Below are 20794 nucleotides of genomic sequence, written 5' to 3'. Positions count from 1 at the left end.
CAAATTCGAAAAAAATAATGAAGAAAATGCAAATCTATTCAATAGAAACCGGGAATTTTAAATGCGACGGTGGTGCTATGTTTGGTGTGGTTCCCAAATTCATGTGGAATAAAAAGTATCCAGCCGATGAAAACAATCTTTGTGATTGTGCGTTGAGAAGTATGCTTGTTGTTGATGGTGATCGTCGAATTTTAATTGATAATGGAACAGGAGACAAGCAGGCTGCCTCTTACACCAGCCATTATCATCTTTGGGGAGATGATACACTCCAATCTTCACTCAACAGATTGGGCTTCGGTTTTGAGGATATTACGGATGTGATTTTTACACACCTTCATTTTGATCATTGCGGTGGTGCGACTCGTTATAAGACAGGGACAAAAGAACTGGAGTTAGTGTTTCCAAACGCGACACATTGGGTGAGTAAAACACAATGGGAGAATTATCTGAATCCTAATGTTCGTGAAGGAGATAGTTATTTCCCGGAAAACATGATGCCAATATTCGAAGCGGGTAAATTAAATCTGGTAGAGGAGGATGGTGAACTTTTCCGTAATGTGGAGGTCAGACAATTTAATGGGCACACGACGGGTTTGTTGGCCGTACTTGTTCATGATGAAGATAAAACCATTGCTTTTACGGCGGATTTTATTCCGACTTTGGCTAATGTGAATTTGAAATGGATAGCAGCCTATGATCTGTTTCCTACAGTTGTTCTCAGGGAAAAAGAAGCCTTCCTAAAGGAAGCCGTAGAGAAAAATTACATTCTCTTTTTTCAGCACGATATTCAGTATGAATGTTGTTCATTAGAGGAAACTCCACGTGGAATAAAACCCAAAGAAAGTTTTAAACTGGAAAGCTTGTTTTAAGCTTTGGATCAATTTGAGTCCCTATGCATTGAAATCCTATTTTACATTAATATTGATTTGTGAGCCAAGGGCTTATTATGTGCTTTACCGGATGTTTCATTGAGCTTTGATTTGTATCGGTTTTAGCACAAGAAAAGTGATTCTAACAGGTATTTCCTAATTCAGATTTCTTTTATTCCTGTATATTTGTGAAAACAAATTTTTGTAAGATTTTTTATTAATTATGAAGACCAATTCTCTCCCTGATTTTATTCAAATATATACTGAACGTGTTGATACAACTACGAGAGTTGGGGATTCGTTAAAGAAATCTGTCAATACAGATACGCTGATTCAAAAAAATCCGATGTTTAAAGATTCCCTCTCAGTGGGATCAACTCTGCTTAAATCGGATTCGATTGTAAGCGATTCAAGTTTGTTTGTAAAGGATTCACTGGCTATTGCTGATAGCTCAAGACAGGCTTTTATTCAGCATGCACCCAAGTATGGGGGAAAGGAGATTTCACGATATCAAAATATTGGATTGGGGAATGACTGGCTTGTAGGTATTATTCTGTTTTCATTATTTTTACTTGCTTCGGCTAAGTTCTTGTTTGGTAAGTATTTGTCGAAACTTGTTGAGTCTGTTTTTAATTCTCATACAGCCAACAATCTATTTCTGGAAAAGAATATCAATATGGTGAAAGGTTCTATGATTGTCAACCTTTTGTTTGTTGTTAATATTTCACTATTTGCAGTTAATGTTCTCAAGTATGTTGCTTCAGGTACAGGATTGGATAGTGGATTTAAAGAATTTGCTTTAATTTTTCTTGCTGTTTTTCTTCTGTATGTTGGGAAAAGTATTGTAATAAGGAGTTTAGGCTACATCTTCAAAGGGAAAAATGAGTGTAAAGAATACCTTTTTACAGTGTTTTTATATAATAAAAACCTTGGATTATTCCTGTTTCCTGTGATTATTGCATTGCCTTTTGTACAGTCTAATGCTGTACAATGGCTCGTAAACATTGGCTTTTTCATGATTTTCTTCTTTTTTGTATTGAGAATTGCAAGGGGACTGAAAATATTATTGCGTAAACATGTTTCGATATTTTATATGATTTTGTATCTTTGCGCTCTGGAAATACTCCCTTTGCTAATGATTTACAAATTATTAGTTGGGTAGTAATCAAAGAGTGGAAAATAATGTTTTAATTAAAGATTATAGCCTTGAAAATCAAAACAATATTAGTTTCGCAACCGAAGCCCCAAACGGAAAAGTCGCCTTATTTCGATCTGGCAGAAAAGTACAACCTAAAAATTGATTTTCGCCCTTTCATTCAAGTTGAAGGTATCAGTGCCAAAGAATTCAGACAAGAAAGAATCAATATTCTTGAACATACTGCAGTTATTTTTACCAGTAGAACAGCGATTGATCATTTCTTTAGAATTGCCGAAGAAATGCGTGTTACGATTCCAGATGATATGAAATACTTTTGTATCTCAGAATCAACGGCTTTTTATCTTCAGAAATATATCGTGTACCGTAAAAGAAAGATTTTCTTCGGTGTAAGAGTTTTTGAAGATCTAATCGATACGATCGTTAAGCACAAAAAAGAAAAATTCTTATTACCTCTTTCAGATATTCATAAGCAGTCAATTCCTGCTTTATTGAATAAGAATAAGATTAAATATACGAAAGCTATTCTTTACAAGACAGTGAGTAGTGATTTGTCTGATTTGGCTGATGTAAATTATGATATTCTTGCTTTTTATAGTCCATCAGGAATTAAATCTTTATTGCAGAATTTCCCTGATTTCGAACAGAATGGTACTGTAATAGCTGCATTTGGTCCTGCTACTTCAAAAGCTGTAAGAGATGCAAATCTTCGTCTTGATATTGAAGCACCAATGCCACAGGCTCCATCAATGACTATGGCTCTGGATCAGTATATTAAAGCATTCAATAAGGAGAATAAGGATAAATAAAATATTGAAAGGCGATCTTTGAATTGAGAAGATCTCTTGAAAGGGAATTGGGGAAAGTTGCTTTCCCCTTTTTTAATATCCTTAATCCACTATCTGATATAGATACTTTTTAGTAAATTTAAGCATCAAGCTCCTTTTATCAATCACACATGACCGATTCTATACGATATAGTTTTACAAAAGAGGAACGCCTTTGTCATAAAAAGCGGATTTCGAGCTTGTTTGCCGAAGGCAGAGGCTTTACGTGTTATCCTTTTCGTATCGTGTGGAAAAGTACGCCTCTTGATGTTGATTTTCCAGCTCAGGTTGCCATTACGGTTACCAAAAGGAGTTTTAAGCAGGCAGTTAAACGCAACTTATTGAAACGAAGAATTCGTGAAATTTACCGTTTGAATAAACACCTGCTTTATAAGGATTTGAATGACAGAGAGGCACAAATATCGTTTATGATTGTATATTTGCCTAAAACAATTCTGAAATCTGCCGAGATGGATACGAAACTCGTAAAAGCTCTTCGGCGTATAGGACCTGAATATGACAAGTTTGTTGAGCATACTAAAGAAGGCGATTCTATTCGTCATGATATTGCCGATTAGGTTTTATCAGATGTTTATATCACCCATGACACCTTCGGCATGCCGATACACACCGACTTGTTCCACCTACGCCATTCAAGCCTTAAAGGCTCACGGTCCGTTTAAAGGGAGCTACCTTGCTATAAAACGCATTTTGTCCTGTAATCCCTGGGGCGGACATGGACACGATCCTGTGCCATAAAATCATCGTTTTTTACACTAACATGCCCATACTTTCACTTTAAAAGAGAGGGGATGAATGGCGCCTTATCGGGGATAACAAATGAATTTTGTTAACTTTGATTTTCGATTATAAAACAACATACACATGATAACAAATGACCAGCTAAAAGAATTAGCGGAGCGCACGATAGCGTTGAGGAGGTATCTTTGACATTGATGCCAAATTAATACAAATACAAGAAGAGGAATTGCGCACTCAGGCACCTGGTTTTTGGGATAATCCTAAGGAGGCTGAGGTGCAAATGAAGAAGGTTAGAAGTCTGAAATCCTGGCTTGAATCCTATGATGAGGTGAAAGCCTCAGAAGATGATTTACAAGTACTTTACGAATTTGCGAAAGAGGGAGAAGCCTCTCCTGAAGAAGTCGATGCACAATATGCTCTAACAAAGAAATTGCTCGAAGAGTTGGAGTTGAAGAATATGCTTCGTAAAGAAGAAGATCAGTTGGGAGCCATCCTAAAAATTAATTCCGGAGCAGGTGGGACCGAAAGTTTGGATTGGGCAGGCATGCTTTATCGCATGTATTTGCGTTACGGCGAAGCCAATGGTTACAAGGTTCGACAACTGGAATATCAGGAAGGCGATGAGGCTGGAATTAAATCAGCTACCCTGGAATTTGAAGGTGATTTTGCTTACGGATTTTTAAAATCGGAGACAGGTGTGCATCGTTTGGTGCGTTTGTCACCCTTTAATGCGGCCAATAAGCGAATGACAACCTTTGCCTCGGTCTATGTTTATCCGGCTATTGATGATACGATTGATATTCAAATTAACCCTGCTGATATTTCCTGGGATACATTCCGATCGGGAGGGGCAGGAGGTCAGAATGTGAATAAGGTGGAGACCGGAGTTCGATTGCGACATGCACCCACTGGCATCATCATAGAGAACACCGAGACGCGTTCGCAATTGGGAAATAGAGAGAACGCTTTACGACTGCTTAAATCGCAGCTTTACGAGCTGGAATTGCGTAAGCGTCAGGAAGAGCTGGATAAGATTGAAGGCACTAAGAAAAAGATAGAGTGGGGATCTCAAATTCGCTCTTATGTGATGCAACCCTACAAAATGGTGAAAGATGTCCGTACAGGACACGAAACCTCTAATGTACAAGCTGTACTTGATGGTGATTTGGATGGTTTTATAAAAGCCTATTTGATGGAATTTGGAGGAGAGAGTAAAGACGACCAATAAACTTAGTTGATATAAATAATAAAAGAGCAGAGACTTAGGAGTTTCTGCTTTTTTTATTGGGAGATTTCATTCTAGAGCATAACTCTGATACCTACTTTTAAATAAAATTTATCAGTGTCAAAACTTGTTTTTGATGTTTGTAGGCCATCCTCGAAATATTCGATTGAGGAATCCTTTAATGAAATATTAGTTTTTTTACGAGTTAGAAAGAAACCTGATTTTTCTTGAATAAACAAACGATCTTGTTCCCGTAAGTTGAATTGATAACTTCCCGTAATAAAGAGGCTATAGAATTTCTTCAGTTTAGTTCTTAGTCCTAAATCGAAAGAAAAACCTTGCTTTTTTTGTCCAACATATAAAGCGATTTTATCAGCATTAAACTTTTTTCCTCCAGCTTTAAAGTTCGTTTCAGATTTAAAATCCCCAATATGATGTCCATCCTGAGAAAAGAAATAATTGACACCACACATCAACAGCAATTGATTTCCTCTGTTGATGATTGGAGTTTCGTATGCAAAACCCAATGATTCTAAGTCAGATATATTTTTGCCAATAGCCTCTTGCCAATTATAGTTGATATCAAGATGAGCATTTAATTTGTAGCCCATTTTTATCCCCAAAGAGAATTCTTGTTGATTAGTATTACGGATTGATTTATTAAAAACGGTCTCAGATGAAGGGGAGTAGATGATGTTTCCTGAGGTTAAAGATTGACTAGATTTGGTCTCTATGTAAATGTCAGTGTAAATGTTGGTTAGAATTTTTGTCAGTTTTTGTTTAAACTGACACCCCTTTGGAAGATTGTGTTTTTTGTGAAGTAAAAGGTCAGCCCTGTTTGGGCTATATTCAATCAGTTTATTTAACGAACTATCAGCTTGAATGAGTGTTTGATTTTGCCAATTTGATTCCTGAATGTCTTTAGATTTTAAATAAAACACATCTCTATATTCTGATTGTTCAGTGAATGGAATAGGCTGGGCATCTTCAATATTTATATTAGTTGTAAGGAACTCATTGAATTGGATTAAGTTAGATTGAGTTTTTTTGTTGAAAAGTTTTTCTTTATCAGAGATATAAGAAAGGTAATATTTTTCATTCCAGTGTTTGTACTTTAACAAAATTGTTCTTTGTTTTACTTGTAACGAATGTGTACCTAAGTACTTATTTCGTTTTTCAATACCATACTCAGTATATGTACATTCACTGTATAGATATGCTAATGTGACTGTGTCTAAATAAAATTTACCTTGGTATCTAGCTTTTTGATTCTCTTTAGGTTTGAATTCTATTCGATATGTAGGCTTGTCGTCTAATTTATCTTTATAGATGGTGTAGTCATACTTCTTAAAATCATTGGGTGATAAATAAGAAGCTCGATATTTAACATTATCGGAATTTAAAGGTAAATGTATACCGCCATACCACATTACCGAACTGTAATTTTCGTATAAGGGGTGTTTATTCATCCGACTCTCTACAAGCTTAACTTGTCCTTTTGTGGTATTTGAATAAGTTGTCTTAAATATGTCAAGAATGGCTTCTCCAAAATACAAATACTCCCCTTTATTCGGCTCATAATAGGTTTCTCTATAAAAACCTTTCATACGGGTATCAACATCAGAATAATTATCTTTGATTTTGCCGTATGCCCGGCGCAGTAATGCTAGCAGTGTATCTTTAGGCATCACAATCACTTCATTTAATTGAGCTGTATCTTGTTGTAGTTTTACCTGTAGAGATGCTTTTATTTTATTAAGGTCGAATTCCTGCGTTTGATAGCCTATACTGCTAATACAGAGCTTGCCGTATTGGTACTTTTGGGGGATATTTATCTTAAAAGTACCTTGGCTATTACTGACTGTGCCAATATAACTATCCTTGATATAAATGCTACTTCCGGGTAAGGCTTGCTGGGTTTCGTCGGAAATTTTACCAGAGATTGTACTTTGAGCAGATATTTTATTTGAAAAAAACAGACAAAATATGAAGATTCTAATTAGATATAATTTGTTCATGCTTGATGAAATACTACAGATTAAGGTTCAATATTTTTTTTGAAGATAGATTAAAAACAAAGTGTTTTTATATGTCAAGTCTGTCAAGTTTATAGACCACTCTTAGTAGTATTTAAAGACTGTTGAATTTGAGTTATTTACATATGCCAAACATATACCCCTGTTTCTTCAGTTCATCGATCAAGCGAGGGAGGGCATAACGCATATTTTTCTCTGATTTAATATGATTGTGGAAAAGAATAATGGAACCGGGCTTTATGTTTTTAAGAACAGCCTTATAACACGACTCAGGACTGATATCTTGACGATAATCCTGACTTAAAACATCCCACATGATGATTTTATAGTCTTTTAAAAGTTGCCTGGCCTGTGAGCGTTTAATCATGCCGTAAGGAGGGCGAAAGAGTTTGGAATTGATGTATTGACCCGCCAATCTCACATTATCAACATAGCTTTGGGTTTGATTTGTAAAACCTCTTAAGTGGTTGTGGGTGTGATTGCCAACGGCATGCCCTTCATTCAAAATTTGCTGATAGATTTCAGGGTATTTTCTTACATTATCGCCCACACAAAAGAACGTTGCTTTCACGTTTTTATCCCTAAGAAGTTTTAATGTCCAAGGTGTAGACTCAGGAATAGGCCCGTCATCAAAGGTGATATAAACAATTTTATCCCCCGTATTGTAGTCCCAAATGAGACGTGGGAAGAGTTTTTTTAAAAGCTGTGGTACGCCGACAAATCGCATAATAATTTTTTATTTGAGCCCCTCAAAAGTAATGCACTTGCTTGTAATACCAAATTGAGATTGGTTTAGAAATTGATGAGTTTCATTTTTCATTATCTATTGGGGGATAATGAGGATCGTTATTGGCTTGATTAGTTTCTTTATATTGAGTGATTTAGATGCAATAACTAAAATTTTAAAAATTCTTTTGCAGGAATTAAACAATCGTTTAACTTTGAGGCAAATTTAGAAATAATGGAAGATAGCAGAAGTAAAATTTTGAATGCCTCGGCGCAATTATTTGTTAAGAATGGTTTCGATGGGACTAGTGTTAGACAGATTGCTAAGGCGGCGGGGGTGAATATTGCGATGATTTCCTATTATTTTAAATCGAAGGAAGGCGTTTTGGTTGATTTAATTAATCAAACGTCAAATAAAATGCAGGAAAAGACAAAGCACATTAAGGATCTTGATTTGGAACCTCGCGAGAGAATATCTCTGTTGTTTCGAACTTATGTGGATCATTTTGTTGATCATGATTTGGTGAGCTATGTTTTTGGTACTGAATTATCATTGAATCGAAATCAGACTATTGTCGATCTTATCCTGGCTATAATATCGAGAAGCAACGATTATATCTACAATTGTATAAAAGCTTGTAAACCTGATTTGGATGATGATATTTGCAGGATGTTGCCTGTAATGGTGATGGGAATGGTTAATAAAGCCTTGTCAACCCCTAGGGCAATGGATATTGCACTTGGAAATACCAGTTTTTCAAGTCAGAACACTAATGAGATCCGAAGATATTTACATCTTTTTGTTCAGGATTATCTGGATTTACAGTTGGGGAAGTCAAATTAGAATGAATAAGTAAACCGCAATGATTATTGTGTGTTTTTTTTGGAAATACAAATTAAACAAACGTTTAATTAAATGGATTTTATAAATTAAAATATTTAAATCAGAATTTAATGACAGCAATACGACTATTAGGAACTGGCTTATTACTATCCGGACTTCTTTGGGGATGTAAGCCTAAAACGGCAGTGGAAAAGCCGGTACGACCAGTTAAGGTGATGACCGTTGAGAGTAGAAACAACACGACAACACATACCTTCCCTGGGAAAGTTCAGGAATCGCGCGAGGTGAAATTGGCTTTTAGAGTTCCAGGTCCTTTGGTTCAGCTTAATGTAAAAGAAGGCATGTTTGTGAAAAAAGGGGATTTGTTGGCTCAAATTGATCCACGAGACTTCCAGGTTAGTCTGGAGGCTGCAAAAACCAACTGGGAACATGCTAAGCAGGATGCCAAACGTTATCAGGAATTGTATGAAAAGCAATCGGTACCTGAGAGTACGAAAGAAAAAGTTGAAGTTGCAGCAGCAGTGGCTGAATCGAATTATAATAAGGTGAAGAATGCCTTAAATGACACCAAATTATTTGCTCCTTTTGATGGTTACGTTCAAGCGAAATTGGTTGAAAACTACGAAAAGGTTGCAGCGGGTTATCCAATTTTAACCCTGCTTGATGTGTCGGTTCTTGAAGTAAAAGCTGGGGTTCCTGAGAGCATAGCCAGTCATTCTGATCGTTTTAAATCGTTTAGTTGTACGATAAAAAATGGCAAAACCCGAATTGTTGGCGCTAAACTTAAGGAGATTAGCAAAAAAACGGCAGGTTATAATCAGGTTTATCCGATTACCGTTTATTTAAACAAGGATGAGGCGAAGAATTTGCGCCCGGGTATGAATGCCAGTTTAAATATTGAGATCAGTGATGAGAGTGTTGATGCCGGTTTTGAACTTCCGGTGAATTCGGTTGTTAACTATAAAGGGAAAAGTATTGTTTGGGTTTACAATCCTAAGGATAAGGTGGTGAATCAGCGCGAGGTTGATGTGATTCGTTTATTGGCCAACGATAAAATTTTGGTACGCAAGGGACTTAACGAAGGTGAACAAGTTGTTATCGCAGGTGCCACTTTCTTAATCGACAAACAAGCTGTGAAATTGTTGACAGAAAAGACTAACTCAAACATAGGAGGCTTATTATGAATATTGCAAAGTATTCGGTAAACAATAGGGTTGTTATTTGGGTTGCCGTTTTCTTTAGTCTTGTTGGAGGCGTCTTTTCCTACACAAAGCTCGCAAAACTTGAAGATGCGGAGTTTACGCTGAAAACAGCACTGGTTGTAACATCTTATAAGGGAGCTTCGCCACATGAAGTTGAGCTCGAAGTTACCGATGTGATTGAGCAAGCGGTGCAGGCGACTCAAGGGCTTGATTTTATTGAATCGGAGTCGAAAGAAGGTTTGTCTATTGTTACTGTTGAGATAAAAGGAAACAAGAAAACTGCGGAAATGCCTCAAATTTGGGATGATTTGAGACGAAAAGTGAATGATTGTAGAATCCATTTGCCTCGTACTGCTTATCCGATGGTTTTGGATGATTTTGGTGATGTATTTGGTGTTTTTCTTTCGCTTTCAGGCGACGATTATTCGTATGCGGAGTTGCACGATTATTCTGCCATGTTGAAACGTGAGCTTCTGACCGTAAAAGGTGTGGCAAAGGTTAAACTATTCGGAACCAAAACAGAAAGTATTGAGATCAATTTGTTGAGTTCCAGAATGGCAAGTTTTGGGATTAATCCCGGCCAGGTCATCGGTATTTTAAACGATTTGAATTCCAGATGGGATAATGGTCAGATTGATGTAGATGGTCAGCGAATTAAGATTCGGGACAGAAGCTGCTTTAAAACGGTTGACGAAGTGGGTGATCTTGTGATTCAGGATTACAGCAAGCAGCAAATTAAACTGAAAGATATTGCCGAGATTAAAGAGTCCTACCAGGAACCTGTAAAAAACCTGATGCGTTTTAATGGAAAAGAAGCTATTGGTATAGGTGTAGCCATGTCGTGGGGCGTGAATGTGATGGATGTTGGTGAAGATATCGACAAGCGTCTGGAAGCACTAAATGCGCAATTGCCAATTGGCTTGAACATCGAAAAGGTCTATTTTCAATCAGATGAAGTGGCCGAATCCAATAGGCTGTTTATGACAAATCTAGCTGAATCGGTAACCATTGTTGTTGTGATTCTTCTTTTGTTTATGGGATTGCGATCGGGTTTACTGATTGGAAGTGGATTGATCTTAACAATCTTAGCAACTTTTATCGTGATGCTGGCTGGAGACATTGCTCTTCAGCGAACTTCTCTGGCCGCTATTATTGTGGCAATGGGGATGTTGGTTGATAATGCCATTGTTGTGACCGATGGGGCACTGGTTGCTCTGCAAAGAGGGCATTCCAGACGAAAATCAGCTTTAATGGGAGCTGAGTCAACCATCTGGCCTTTGTTTGGGGCGACTTTGATTGCCATTCTGGCTTTCTTGCCAATTTTCCTGGCTCCGGGGAGTGTGGGTGAAATTTGTAAATCGATGTTCCAGGTTTTGGCAATTTCACTTGGTTTGAGCTGGCTTTTTGCTGTGACTCAAAATGTTCTTTTTAGTGATGTTTTTCTCAAGGTGAGTAAAAATTCCAAGGATAAAGAACCTTTTTCCGGAAAGGGCTATAAAATATTTGAGAGGCTATTGATGAAGGTTTTGCGTCATCGTTATATTTCATTGACTGTTATTTTGCTTATTCTGATTGGTAGTTTAATGGTTTTTAGCAAAGTGAAGAAGCCTTTCTTTGTTGAACTGACCAAGCCATTGGTGACTGTGAATTACTGGTTGCCCGAAGGAACCGATATTCAAAAGGTCGAAGCTGATATTAAAGAGATTGAGAAATATGTAATGGGCTTAGAGCATGTGACCAGTGTGACTGCTGCAATTGGTGAGTCTTTACCGCGTTATATCCTGATGGCTGAAGTGGTCAAAAACAATTCGTCTTATGCTCAACTACTGGTCAGAACCGATGAATTTGACAATTTGGATGGGGTTAGAAAGAAGATTGATAGCTATATCAAAGAGAATTATCCGGCAGCCAATGAGCATTCAAAACTTTTGCTGGGTGGGCCTCCGTTGGAGTTTAAGGTTGAAGCCCGATTTATGGGACCCGATCCTGAAGTTTTACACAATTTAGCCGATCAGGCCAAAGACATCATGCGTCAGGAAAAATTGGCGATCAATGTCAGAGACGACTGGAGACAAAAGGTGATGACCTGGGAACCTGTTTACAATCAGGAAAAAGGCCGACGTGCCAATGTAACCCGTCAGCAAATGTCGATTGCATTGCAAACGGCTAATGATGGTGCCGTAGTTGGTCGCTTTTATGATGGGGAGCGTGCGCAGAGTATTCTACTTAAAATGGTGGACGATACGCATGATCAAAACAATCAGCTGCAATACTTACCTGTTTGGGGTGGTGGTCCGACTTCTACCATACTCGATCAGGTTTTGGATGGATCGCAAATGGGATGGGAAGATCCGGTGATTCGTCGTTACAACCGTCGCCGTTCTATTACAGCACAGTGCGACCCTATAAGCTCCGATGTAACCGGGGATCAGTTGTTGGCCAAACTGAAGGATAAGATTGAAGCGATTCCTCTGCCTGAAGGCTACTATATGATGTGGGATGGTGAGCACAGAAAACAAGTCGAGGGGAATGAGAATGTGGGTGCCTTTCTTCCATTGGCAATTATCCTGATGATGATCATTATTGTGATTCTTTTCAATTCGTTCCGTCAAACTCTGATCATATTCCTGATGTTGCCCCTTTCGTTTATTGGTGTGGCCAATGGACTTTTTGTATTCGACAAGGCTTTCGGATTTATGGCTATAGTTGGTTTTCTGGGACTATTGGGAATGGTGATAAAAAATGCGGTCGTTCTGATCGATCAGGTTAATGTTTTGATTGTGGATAAGTCGCCGCTTGAAGCTGTGGTTGAGTCTGCTGTTTCAAGAATGCGCCCGGTTATGATGGCAGCCCTAACAACTATTTTGGGGATGATTCCATTGATCAACGACGCCATGTACGGATCGATGGCAGCGACCATCATGTTTGGATTGCTTTTCGCAACCATCTTAACCTTATTTGTAGTGCCTTTGTTCTTTTGTTTGTTCTACAAAATTAAGATTGTTGACTAATAGGATATAAGCGATAGATGTGAGATGTATTGTTTCACATCTACATTAAAATTGATAATACAATGCGATATAAGATAATATTAGTAGTTCTGCTTGCTATTTGCATGACAAAGCCATCAATCTCACAGGAGGTTTTGAGCTTGGATAAATGCAGAACACTGGCAAAAGAACACAATCAGGATGTGAGAAATGCAGCAATTAATGTTGCCATTTACGAGAGTCAACTGAAATCGAATAAAACCAATTTATTGCCGAAGCTCGATTTTTCGGCCTCATTGACTCGCTTGGGAGATCCTCAGGTGATTCAGATGCCGGCTTTTGAATTACCCAAAGTGGATTTCAGTCCAAGTGGGGTGCTTTTTCCCGGAGGTCAACTTTACGAAGCCCCGGAAAATTTGTATAAATTGAATTTGTCTTTGATTCAGCCCATCTATATGGGAGGAAAATTAAGAAATCTGAATAAGCTCAGCCAAAAGCAAGTCGATCTTTCAAAAGAGAATTTGCGATTGGAGCAATCTGATCTTTTATTGACAACTGATGATACCTATTGGACGATTGTTTCTCTGAAGGAAAAACTGATTTTGACCCGTGAGAGTATTAAATTCCTTGAAGAATTTAAGAAGGACATCAACAACTTTTATGAAGTTGGACTGGCAACTAAGAATGATGTACTACAGGCTCAGGTGAATCTGAATCACGTGACTTTAGCGAATATTGAAGCTGAAAATGGATTCGATTTGGCCAATATGTCTCTTAATCGTTTGATTGGATTACCTCTTTGGGAGAAGGTGCTATTAGAGGATTCTGTGGTGAATAAAGCCACTCTTCCTGATTTTGAAGTGGCACATAAAAAAGCTTTGGCACAACGCCCTGAGTTAAAGATGAGTCAGCTTGCTGTTGATATGAGGGAGTTGGGGGTTAAAATGACCCGAGCTGATCAATTACCAAGTTTGAATGTTGGCGTGAATGGCTATTATGGGAACCCCAATCATTTTGGTGTTGATGAGGGGGAGAAATCATGGAATGCGACAGCAATGGTTAAAATTCCGGTTCTGCACTGGGGCGAGAAAAGACAAGCCGTGAAACGCAGTAAAATGCAGCACGAGCAGGCTGTTTTGGAATTGGAGAAGAATAAAGATTTAATTGCCCTTGATGTCCAACAATCTTTATATGCTCTAAAGGAAGCGATTTCGAAGATGAGTTTTATGGAGACCTCATTGGAACAAGCTGAAGAGAATTTGGATGTCACCCGCAATAATTTCAATGTGGGAGTGGCTTCTGTTACTCAGGTGCTAGATGCACAAGTTTCGTGGCAAAAGTCTTACAGTAATTTTATTGATGCAAAAATTGCTTGTCAGCAAAAGTATTCAGTTTATCTGAAAGCGATTGGTGAGTTAGATCAGATCTAAAAAATCAAAGTCGGAATGTATTAACATTCCGACTTTGTTTTTATACCGAACTATTGTTCATTCCCTTCGTTTTTGTATAAATCGATAATTCGATTCATCTCCTGAATCAAAGCATGATTTCGTCTTGCTGAGCGAACAAATTCGGATAAACTGGTAGGTTTTAAACTCTCATAATAGGTAATTTCCTGATTTAATCGCGGCTGAATTTTCGCCATCATTTCCATGGCAATTTGCTCTTTCCCAAGTTTCAGATAGTTTTCAGCCATCAGCAAGGCGATGTAGTCATAAGGACTTAGTTCATTGGGTAATATTTCTCTGCTTTTATCCAGAACTTCCAGAGCTTTCTCTTTTTTGTTTTCAGCGATTAATGCATTCGATAAGTTTAAAAAGTTATTTCTTAGATTCAGGCACATGCGTTGGATGTTTTCATCGACATAAATCTCTTCTTGATTGATGTTGCCCCATTTGAATTTCTCCATCATATTTTGGTATAAAATATCGCTGTCAATTTGTCCCAAATTAATTTCTGTATCCTTTGCTTTAATTGGGATTAATCGATAAGCCAGACCTTCCAGTTGGAAGTAGTCCTGAAGGCCATAATAACCCGATTTAGGGACGGTTTGTGAGAAGTAAATGGGACGTTCCCAATTATTGGTCAAAATCAGATCGTAAAGCGCTAAACCTGCTTTTTCAATGGCATTTTGATCCAGTTTCCATTCCATTTGGGTGACGATATCAGTTGAATCTTTCAAGGCGACTGTATGCGTTGACAAAACCTGTTGTTTATCTATCGGCATTCTGAATTTTCGAGCAGGAATGTAATCGATTTTCTGATCGTAGCCATAAATTGTTTTTGTACTTTCTTTATCAGAAAGTACGTACTCTAAGGCATCTTTAAGATTCAGGCCCTTATTTTTTTCAACCCAGGCTTCAAATCGGGGATCATCCACAAGGTAAATGACATCGCGATTCCCCATCAGGTATTTCTCTTTCTTCATCGAAATAGGCAAGCTTTTAGAATCGTAATTGTCTCGCTTCATTTGATCGATATACCAATCTGTAGAAAGATAACTTAGGTTGCAAACCCGAACGTCGGTTCTGATGCCCTCAACTTCTTGCAAATACCAAAGCGGGAAGGTGTCGTTATCACCCATGGTAAATAAAATCGCATTGGGAGCGCACGAATTCAGATAATTGTAGGCCAAATCGTGAGCAAAGTAGCGATCAGATCGATCATGATCATCCCAATTCTGCTGAGCGAGCAAAGCCGGAACAGCCAGAAAACATAGAGATGAAGCCAGAATGAGGCTGAGTTTGGGACTCATGTATTTTTCCAGGCCATTGATCACGGCTAAAACACCTAACCCAATCCAAATGGCAAAAGCATAAAACGATCCGGCGTAGGCGTAATCGCGTTCACGGGGCTGTAAAGGGGGTTGATTTAAGTAAACCACTATCGCCAGACCCGTAAATAGGAATAGCAGCAGAACGACATAAAAATCTTTTTTCCCCTTCTTATTTTTTCTGTATTGATAAAGCATGCCTAAAAGGCCCAGAATCAAGGGCAGAAAATAGTAGGTGTTGTGGGCTTTATTCGATTTCATATCATCGGAACGAAGCGACTGGTCGCCTAACCTGAGATTGTCGATAAAGGGTATTCCCGAAATCCAGGCTCCGTTTGTTTTGTCGCCATAGGATTGCACATCATTTTGTCGTCCGGCAAAATTCCACATGAAATAACGGATATACATGTGGTTAATTTGATAGGAGAAGAAAAAGTTCAGATTCTGGATAAAGCTGGGTTTTTCCTTTTGTTTGGGATTGAGTCCCGTCCATTTGGCATATTCCATTGGAGCACGTCCTGACATGCCTTTGGTATACATTCTTGGAAAGATAGTCTTGTAGGATGAGCTAAAATTGTTGCGTTCAAGTTCATACGAAAGTACATATTTTCCATCTTTTTTAATGTAGATTTTTTTATCCACCCGAGTTGGATTCTCTTCATCAATAGGAGCATTGAAATACTGGCCATAAATCAGAGGGTTTGAACCATATTGCTCGCGATTGAGATAGGAGAGAAGCGAGAAAACGTCTTCGGGATTGTTCTGATTTAAAGCAGGATTTGCAGCAGCCCGAATCATGATTAAGCTGTACGATGAATAACCAATTAGAATGACACTGATAACAGTAAGCCCAATATTTAACAGCACTTTCTGATGCTTGATACTGTATCGAATAGCAAGAATTAGTCCAGCAAATAAGAGGATTAGGTAGAACATCAGGCCCGAATTAAAGGGTAGAGAAAGCCCGTTGACAAAGGCAAATTCGAACCAGATTCCAATTTTAACAATTCCTGGAATAATCAGATACATCATACTGGCTAATATGAGTATGGCAGCAGATAAGGCAATGAGAATTCCTTTTGGGGTTATTGGATATTTTTTGAAATAATAGAGAATCACAATGGCTGGAATAGCCAGAAGATTTAATAGGTGAACCCCAATAGATAGGCCCATCAGGTAAGCGATTAAGATCAACCATCGGTTGGCATGTGGCGAATCAGCCTCACTTTCCCACTTGAGAATAGCCCAAAAAACGACCGCTGTGAACAGTGATGAAAGTGCATAAACTTCAGCTTCTACGGCAGAAAACCAAAAAGTATCTGAGAAGGCATAAGCCAAAGCACCAATGACACCTGCACTTAGAGTTTTACCCGTTTCGGACAAACTGTATTGTTCCTGTTTTGATTTAACCAGTTTGCGTGCCATGTGCATAATGCTCCAAAACAAAAACATAATTGTAAAGGCTGATGCAAGAGCAGACAGGCTGTTTAGCATCAATGCAACCTGAGATTTGTCTGATGCAAAAAGTGAAAAAAATCGGCCTAATAGCATAAAAACAGGAGCTCCCGGAGGGTGGGCGATTTCTAATTTATAGGCTGCCGTAATGAATTCGCCACAGTCCCAAAAACTGACTGAAGGTTCAAGCGTAAGAAGGTAAACAAGAGCTGAAACCGCAAAAATGAGCCAGCCACCAATTATATTGAATTTTTGAAATTTTGACATGTGAAGATGAGTTGAAATTATGTCAACGAATTTAGGGAAATAATTATGAAGCACTTATCATGATTATGTGAAAAATTGTAAAAATGAACAGGCAGTCTCTTGGACTGAAAAATAGGTGGATAGACATGGATTGTATTTAAGAATGAATCTAAATTTAGGTTCGTTGGACTTTTTTTTCTTTGCTCGCCATGTTATTAAGCAGGTAAATGGTTGCTGTTTTAAAATACAGCAGTGTGAAATATGAAGCGTTGTGTTTATATATTAACATAGAGTTTGTTTTTAATACGGATTTCGAAAAGGTTTTCGGGACTATTTAGAATGACTTTAAGCAATTGGGCTAAGTTAGAATTATTCCGAATAAGAGAGGCTAGTGCGCAGATCTGTAAGCCTTTTCAGGCATGGAAAATAAGATTATATTTGCTGTTAGAATTTACATTTTATAGGTGTAAATGACTGTTAAGAAATGCTTTGCAATTAATTTAAAACGAATCCTGTAATGAACAAGATAATTTCATTTGAAGAGGCTGTTGCCAAGATTAAAGATGGTATGACTATCATGATTGGCGGCTTTTTATCGGTTGGAACTGCCAACCAAATGGTTGATGGTATTGTAGCCTCGAATGTTAAAAATTTAACAATCATTTGTAACGATACTGCTTTTGCCGATAAAGGTTTAGGAAAATTGATCGCAAATAAGCAAGTTGACAAGGTTATCACTTCTTATGTGGGAGCCAATTCAGCTTCAATTGAGCAAATGAATAATGGTGAATTAATCGTTGAATTTAGTCCTCAGGGAACTTTAGCTGAACGTGTTCGTGCAGGTGGAGCCGGATTAGGTGGTGTATTGACACCAACCGGATTAGGAACCATGGTTGCTGAAGGGAAAGACATTATTACAGTTGATGGTAAGGAATTTATCCTTGAAAAACCTTTAAAGGCTGATGTTGCTTTAATTGGCGCAAGTGTGAGTGATACACACGGAAACCTAACTTACCGTGGTACCTCTCAAAATTTTAATCCAATAATGGCGACAGCCGGGGATTTGGTTATTGTTGAGCCGGAAGAAATTGTAGAGGCTGGAACGTTTAAACCTGAGGAAGTTAAAACTCCTTCAATCTACGTTGACTTTATTGTAAGAGCAAACTAACTCGATTTTGATAGAAGTTTTCAGACTTCCTATTTTAATTCAGAAAATATAAAATACTAACACTATACTATTATGGAACAGGCAATTATTAGAGTACGTATGAGTTCACACGATGCACATTATGGTGGAAACCTGGTTGATGGTGCAAAAATGCTTCAGCTTTTTGGCGATGTAGCAACTGAATTGTTGATTCGTCGTGATGGCGATGAAGGTTTGTTTGCAGGCTACGAAAGCGTTGAATTCTTGGCTCCGGTTTATGCAGGCGATTATATTGAGGCTGTTGGTGAGATCATTAAAGAAGGTAACTCTAGCCGTAAAATGAAATTTGAAGCTCGTAAGGTTATCGTTCCAAGAACAGATATTTCTGATTCAGCATGTGATGTGCTTGAAGAGCCTATCGTGACTTGTCGTGCAGTGGGAACTTGTGTGACTCCAAAAGCAAATCAGCGTAAATAATATTTGATTCTATATAATATGAGTCTGAAGTGTTGACCAAAAGAAATGCCGACTAACTATTTTTTTCACTTTAGACTCATATTTTAAAATACTTAAGCCATGGAAAAGTTAATTATCACCGCCGCTATTTGTGGCGCCGAAGTAACAAAAGAGCACAATCCTGCTGTTCCATATACAGTTGAAGAGTGTGTTCGCGAAGCCGGATCAGCTATCGAAGCAGGTGCTAGTATCATCCACCTTCACGTTCGTGAAGATGATGGAACTCCAACGCAAGATAAAAACCGTTTCAAATTGGTTATGGATGCCATTCATGCTCAATATCCTGATGTTATTATTCAGCCATCAACAGGTGGTGCTGTTGGGATGACCAACGATGAAAGACTTCAGCCAACCGAGTTGAATCCGGAAATGGCTACACTTGACTGTGGCACATTGAATTTTGGAGGTGATGAGATTTTTGAGAATACTGAAAATACAATCAAGTATTTCGGTGAGAAAATGATTGAAAGAGGGATTAAACCTGAGTTGGAAGTTTTCGATAAATCGATGATTGACATGGCTTTGCGTTTGGGTAAAAAAGGTTTTATCAAATCGCCTATGCACTTTGATTTTGTGATGGGTGTTAATGGTGGAATCTCTGGTACACTTCGCGATTTTGTATTCATGCGTGGCAGTATTCCTGCTGATGCAACTTATACCGTTGCGGGTATTGGCCGTTTCGAATTCCCATTGGCTGCAGCTGCCATTATCGATGGTGGTCACGTTCGTGTTGGGTTCGAGGACAATACTATGATTTCGAGAGGCGTTGTGGCTGAATCGAATGGTCAGTTGGTTGAAAAAGTGGTTCGTTTGGCTAATGAGTTAGGTCGCGAAATTGCTACACCAGCAGAAGCAAGAGAAATTTTAGGTTTAAAAGCAAGATAATTAATATAGAATGAAAGTAGGAAACAAATACGGAACTCATAGAGTTCTTGAGCCAAAAGGAACGCTTCCACAGCCAGCTCAAAAGTTGGACAATACCATGTCAATTTATGACAACGAGGTTTTAATCGATGTTGAAACATTAAACATTGATTCGGCAAGTTTTACTCAGGTAAAAGGGGCTTGTGATGCGGATACCGCTAAGATGGAAGAGATGATTCTGTCTATCGTAGATAGCCGTGGGAAGATGCAAAATCCTGTTACGGGTTCTGGTGGAATGTTGATCGGAACCGTTAAGGAAGTTGGACCGAATTTCCCAAATCAGGATCTTAAAGTTGGAGATAAAGTAGCGACTTTGGTTTCTTTATCATTGACACCACTTAAAATTAATAAAATCAAGAATATCAACTTATCAAACGATCAGGTTGACGTTGATGCTCAGGCAATTTTGTTTGCTTCAGGTTTATATGCTGTTCTTCCATCTGATTTACCAGAGAAATTGGCTTTAGCTGCTCTTGATGTAGCTGGTGCTCCTGCTCAGGTTGATCGTTTGGTTCAGGAAGGCGATACCGTTTGCATCATCGGTGGTGGTGGAAAATCAGGTGTACTTTGCTGTTATCAGGCAATGAAAAAAGTAGGACCTAAAGGAAAAGTAATCGTGGTTGAGTATTCTGAAGAGAATGCAAAACGTATTAAGGATCTTGGTTTGGCTACTGATGTAATTGTTGGCGATGCAACTGATGTGATGGATGTTTACACAAGAGTAACTGCAATTACTGGTGAACAAGGTTGTGATGTGGTAATCAACAATGTGAATGTTGCTTCTACTGAAATGTCATCAATCCTAATCACTAAAGATCGTGGTTGTGTGTATTTCTTCTCTATGGCAACTTCTTTCTCTAAGGCAGCTTTGGGTGCCGAAGGTGTAGGTAAAGATGTTGATATGATCGTTGGAAACGGTTATGCAATGGGGCATGCTGATCTAACACTTGAAATCATTAGAGAATCAGCTGGAATTAGAGAGTTATTTGAAAAATTATACGTGTAGATTATAGAATTAAGATAAGAGTATCGAGTATCAAGACTTAATTTTTGATACACAGAGAATTCCTCCTTGATACTTGATTCTAAATCTTGA

At 38.2% G+C, this 20794-nt stretch carries 17 protein-coding genes; 14 read left to right on the top strand and 3 right to left on the bottom strand.

From position 1 onward, the window contains the following. The first annotated feature begins 17 nt into the window (after positions 1-17). From EO244_RS08265 to prfB, 6 genes are all read left to right on the top strand, one after another. The gene (locus EO244_RS08265) at positions 18-869 is read left to right on the top strand and encodes an MBL fold metallo-hydrolase (protein ID WP_206734520.1); all 852 of its coding nucleotides are present in this window, start codon (positions 18-20) and stop codon (positions 867-869) included. A 223-nt stretch (positions 870-1092) separates the two neighbouring features. Continuing rightward, a complete protein-coding gene (locus EO244_RS08260) occupies positions 1093-2031 on the top strand; it encodes a DUF4271 domain-containing protein (RefSeq protein ID WP_129254195.1) in 939 nt (312 codons plus the stop codon). A 44-nt stretch (positions 2032-2075) separates the two neighbouring features. Next, on the top strand, positions 2076-2834 hold the full coding sequence (locus EO244_RS08255) for a uroporphyrinogen-III synthase (protein WP_129254194.1): 759 nt from the start codon (positions 2076-2078) through the stop codon (positions 2832-2834). Between the two features lie 149 nt (positions 2835-2983). Beyond that, on the top strand, positions 2984-3430 hold the full coding sequence (locus EO244_RS08250) for a ribonuclease P protein component (protein WP_129254193.1): 447 nt from the start codon (positions 2984-2986) through the stop codon (positions 3428-3430). Between the two features lie 10 nt (positions 3431-3440). Further along, complete coding sequence (gene yidD, locus EO244_RS08245) at positions 3441-3611, top strand: membrane protein insertion efficiency factor YidD (protein WP_262707916.1); 171 nt, start codon at positions 3441-3443, stop codon at positions 3609-3611. 126 nt (positions 3612-3737) lie between these two features. Beyond that, a protein-coding gene (gene prfB, locus EO244_RS08240; protein WP_129254191.1) for a peptide chain release factor 2 occupies positions 3738-4842 on the top strand; the annotation gives its coding sequence in 2 pieces (ribosomal slippage) (positions 3738-3800 and positions 3802-4842; 1104 coding nt in all). Positions 4843-4913: 71 nt separating this feature from the next. Here the strand turns inward: prfB and EO244_RS08235 are convergent. Both EO244_RS08235 and EO244_RS08230 read right to left on the bottom strand, forming a co-directional pair. Continuing rightward, complete coding sequence (locus EO244_RS08235; RefSeq protein ID WP_129254190.1) at positions 4914-6857, bottom strand: carboxypeptidase-like regulatory domain-containing protein; 1944 nt, start codon at positions 6855-6857, stop codon at positions 4914-4916. Positions 6858-6990: 133 nt separating this feature from the next. Continuing rightward, positions 6991-7602 (bottom strand): polysaccharide deacetylase family protein, encoded by a 612-nt coding sequence (locus tag EO244_RS08230; protein ID WP_129254189.1) that lies wholly within the window; start codon positions 7600-7602, stop codon positions 6991-6993. A gap of 234 nt (positions 7603-7836) precedes the next feature. Between EO244_RS08230 and EO244_RS08225 the strand changes: the two genes are divergently transcribed. The 4 genes from EO244_RS08225 (at position 7837) to EO244_RS08210 (ending at position 14067) form a co-directional block, all read left to right on the top strand. Continuing rightward, complete coding sequence (locus tag EO244_RS08225; RefSeq protein ID WP_129254188.1) at positions 7837-8445, top strand: TetR/AcrR family transcriptional regulator; 609 nt, start codon at positions 7837-7839, stop codon at positions 8443-8445. Positions 8446-8555: 110 nt separating this feature from the next. Continuing rightward, complete coding sequence (locus tag EO244_RS08220) at positions 8556-9629, top strand: efflux RND transporter periplasmic adaptor subunit (RefSeq protein ID WP_129254187.1); 1074 nt, start codon at positions 8556-8558, stop codon at positions 9627-9629. Then, positions 9626-12658 (top strand): efflux RND transporter permease subunit, encoded by a 3033-nt coding sequence (locus EO244_RS08215; RefSeq protein ID WP_129254186.1) that lies wholly within the window; start codon positions 9626-9628, stop codon positions 12656-12658. The genes EO244_RS08220 and EO244_RS08215 overlap by 4 nt, the downstream gene beginning before the upstream one ends. A 62-nt stretch (positions 12659-12720) precedes the next feature. Beyond that, positions 12721-14067: a TolC family protein gene (locus EO244_RS08210; RefSeq protein WP_129254185.1), complete on the top strand. Its 1347-nt coding sequence runs from the start codon at positions 12721-12723 to the stop codon at positions 14065-14067. Positions 14068-14117: 50 nt separating this feature from the next. On the opposite strand, the gene EO244_RS08205 is transcribed toward EO244_RS08210, so the two are convergent. Then, positions 14118-17132, bottom strand: a complete 3015-nt coding sequence (locus tag EO244_RS08205; protein WP_129254184.1) for a glycosyltransferase family 117 protein — start codon at positions 17130-17132, stop codon at positions 14118-14120. A 496-nt stretch (positions 17133-17628) separates the two neighbouring features. Between EO244_RS08205 and EO244_RS08200 the strand changes: the two genes are divergently transcribed. The 4 genes from EO244_RS08200 (at position 17629) to kdd (ending at position 20704) form a co-directional block, all read left to right on the top strand. Then, a complete protein-coding gene (locus EO244_RS08200; RefSeq protein WP_129254183.1) occupies positions 17629-18279 on the top strand; it encodes a CoA transferase subunit A in 651 nt (216 codons plus the stop codon). A gap of 72 nt (positions 18280-18351) precedes the next feature. Continuing rightward, positions 18352-18735, top strand: a complete 384-nt coding sequence (kal, locus tag EO244_RS08195; RefSeq protein ID WP_129254182.1) for a 3-aminobutyryl-CoA ammonia lyase — start codon at positions 18352-18354, stop codon at positions 18733-18735. A 99-nt stretch (positions 18736-18834) separates the two neighbouring features. Then, the gene (gene kce, locus EO244_RS08190; protein ID WP_129254181.1) at positions 18835-19659 is read left to right on the top strand and encodes a 3-keto-5-aminohexanoate cleavage enzyme; all 825 of its coding nucleotides are present in this window, start codon (positions 18835-18837) and stop codon (positions 19657-19659) included. A 10-nt stretch (positions 19660-19669) separates the two neighbouring features. Continuing rightward, entirely contained in the window at positions 19670-20704 is a 1035-nt protein-coding gene (kdd, locus tag EO244_RS08185; RefSeq protein ID WP_129254180.1) for an L-erythro-3,5-diaminohexanoate dehydrogenase, read from the top strand. Positions 20705-20794 lie beyond the last annotated feature (90 nt).

This window comes from Ancylomarina salipaludis, from assembly GCF_004122035.1.
GTDB classification, from domain to species: Bacteria; Bacteroidota; Bacteroidia; order Bacteroidales; family Marinifilaceae; genus Ancylomarina; species Ancylomarina salipaludis.
This window is presented reverse-complemented; position numbering and strand designations above follow the sequence as displayed.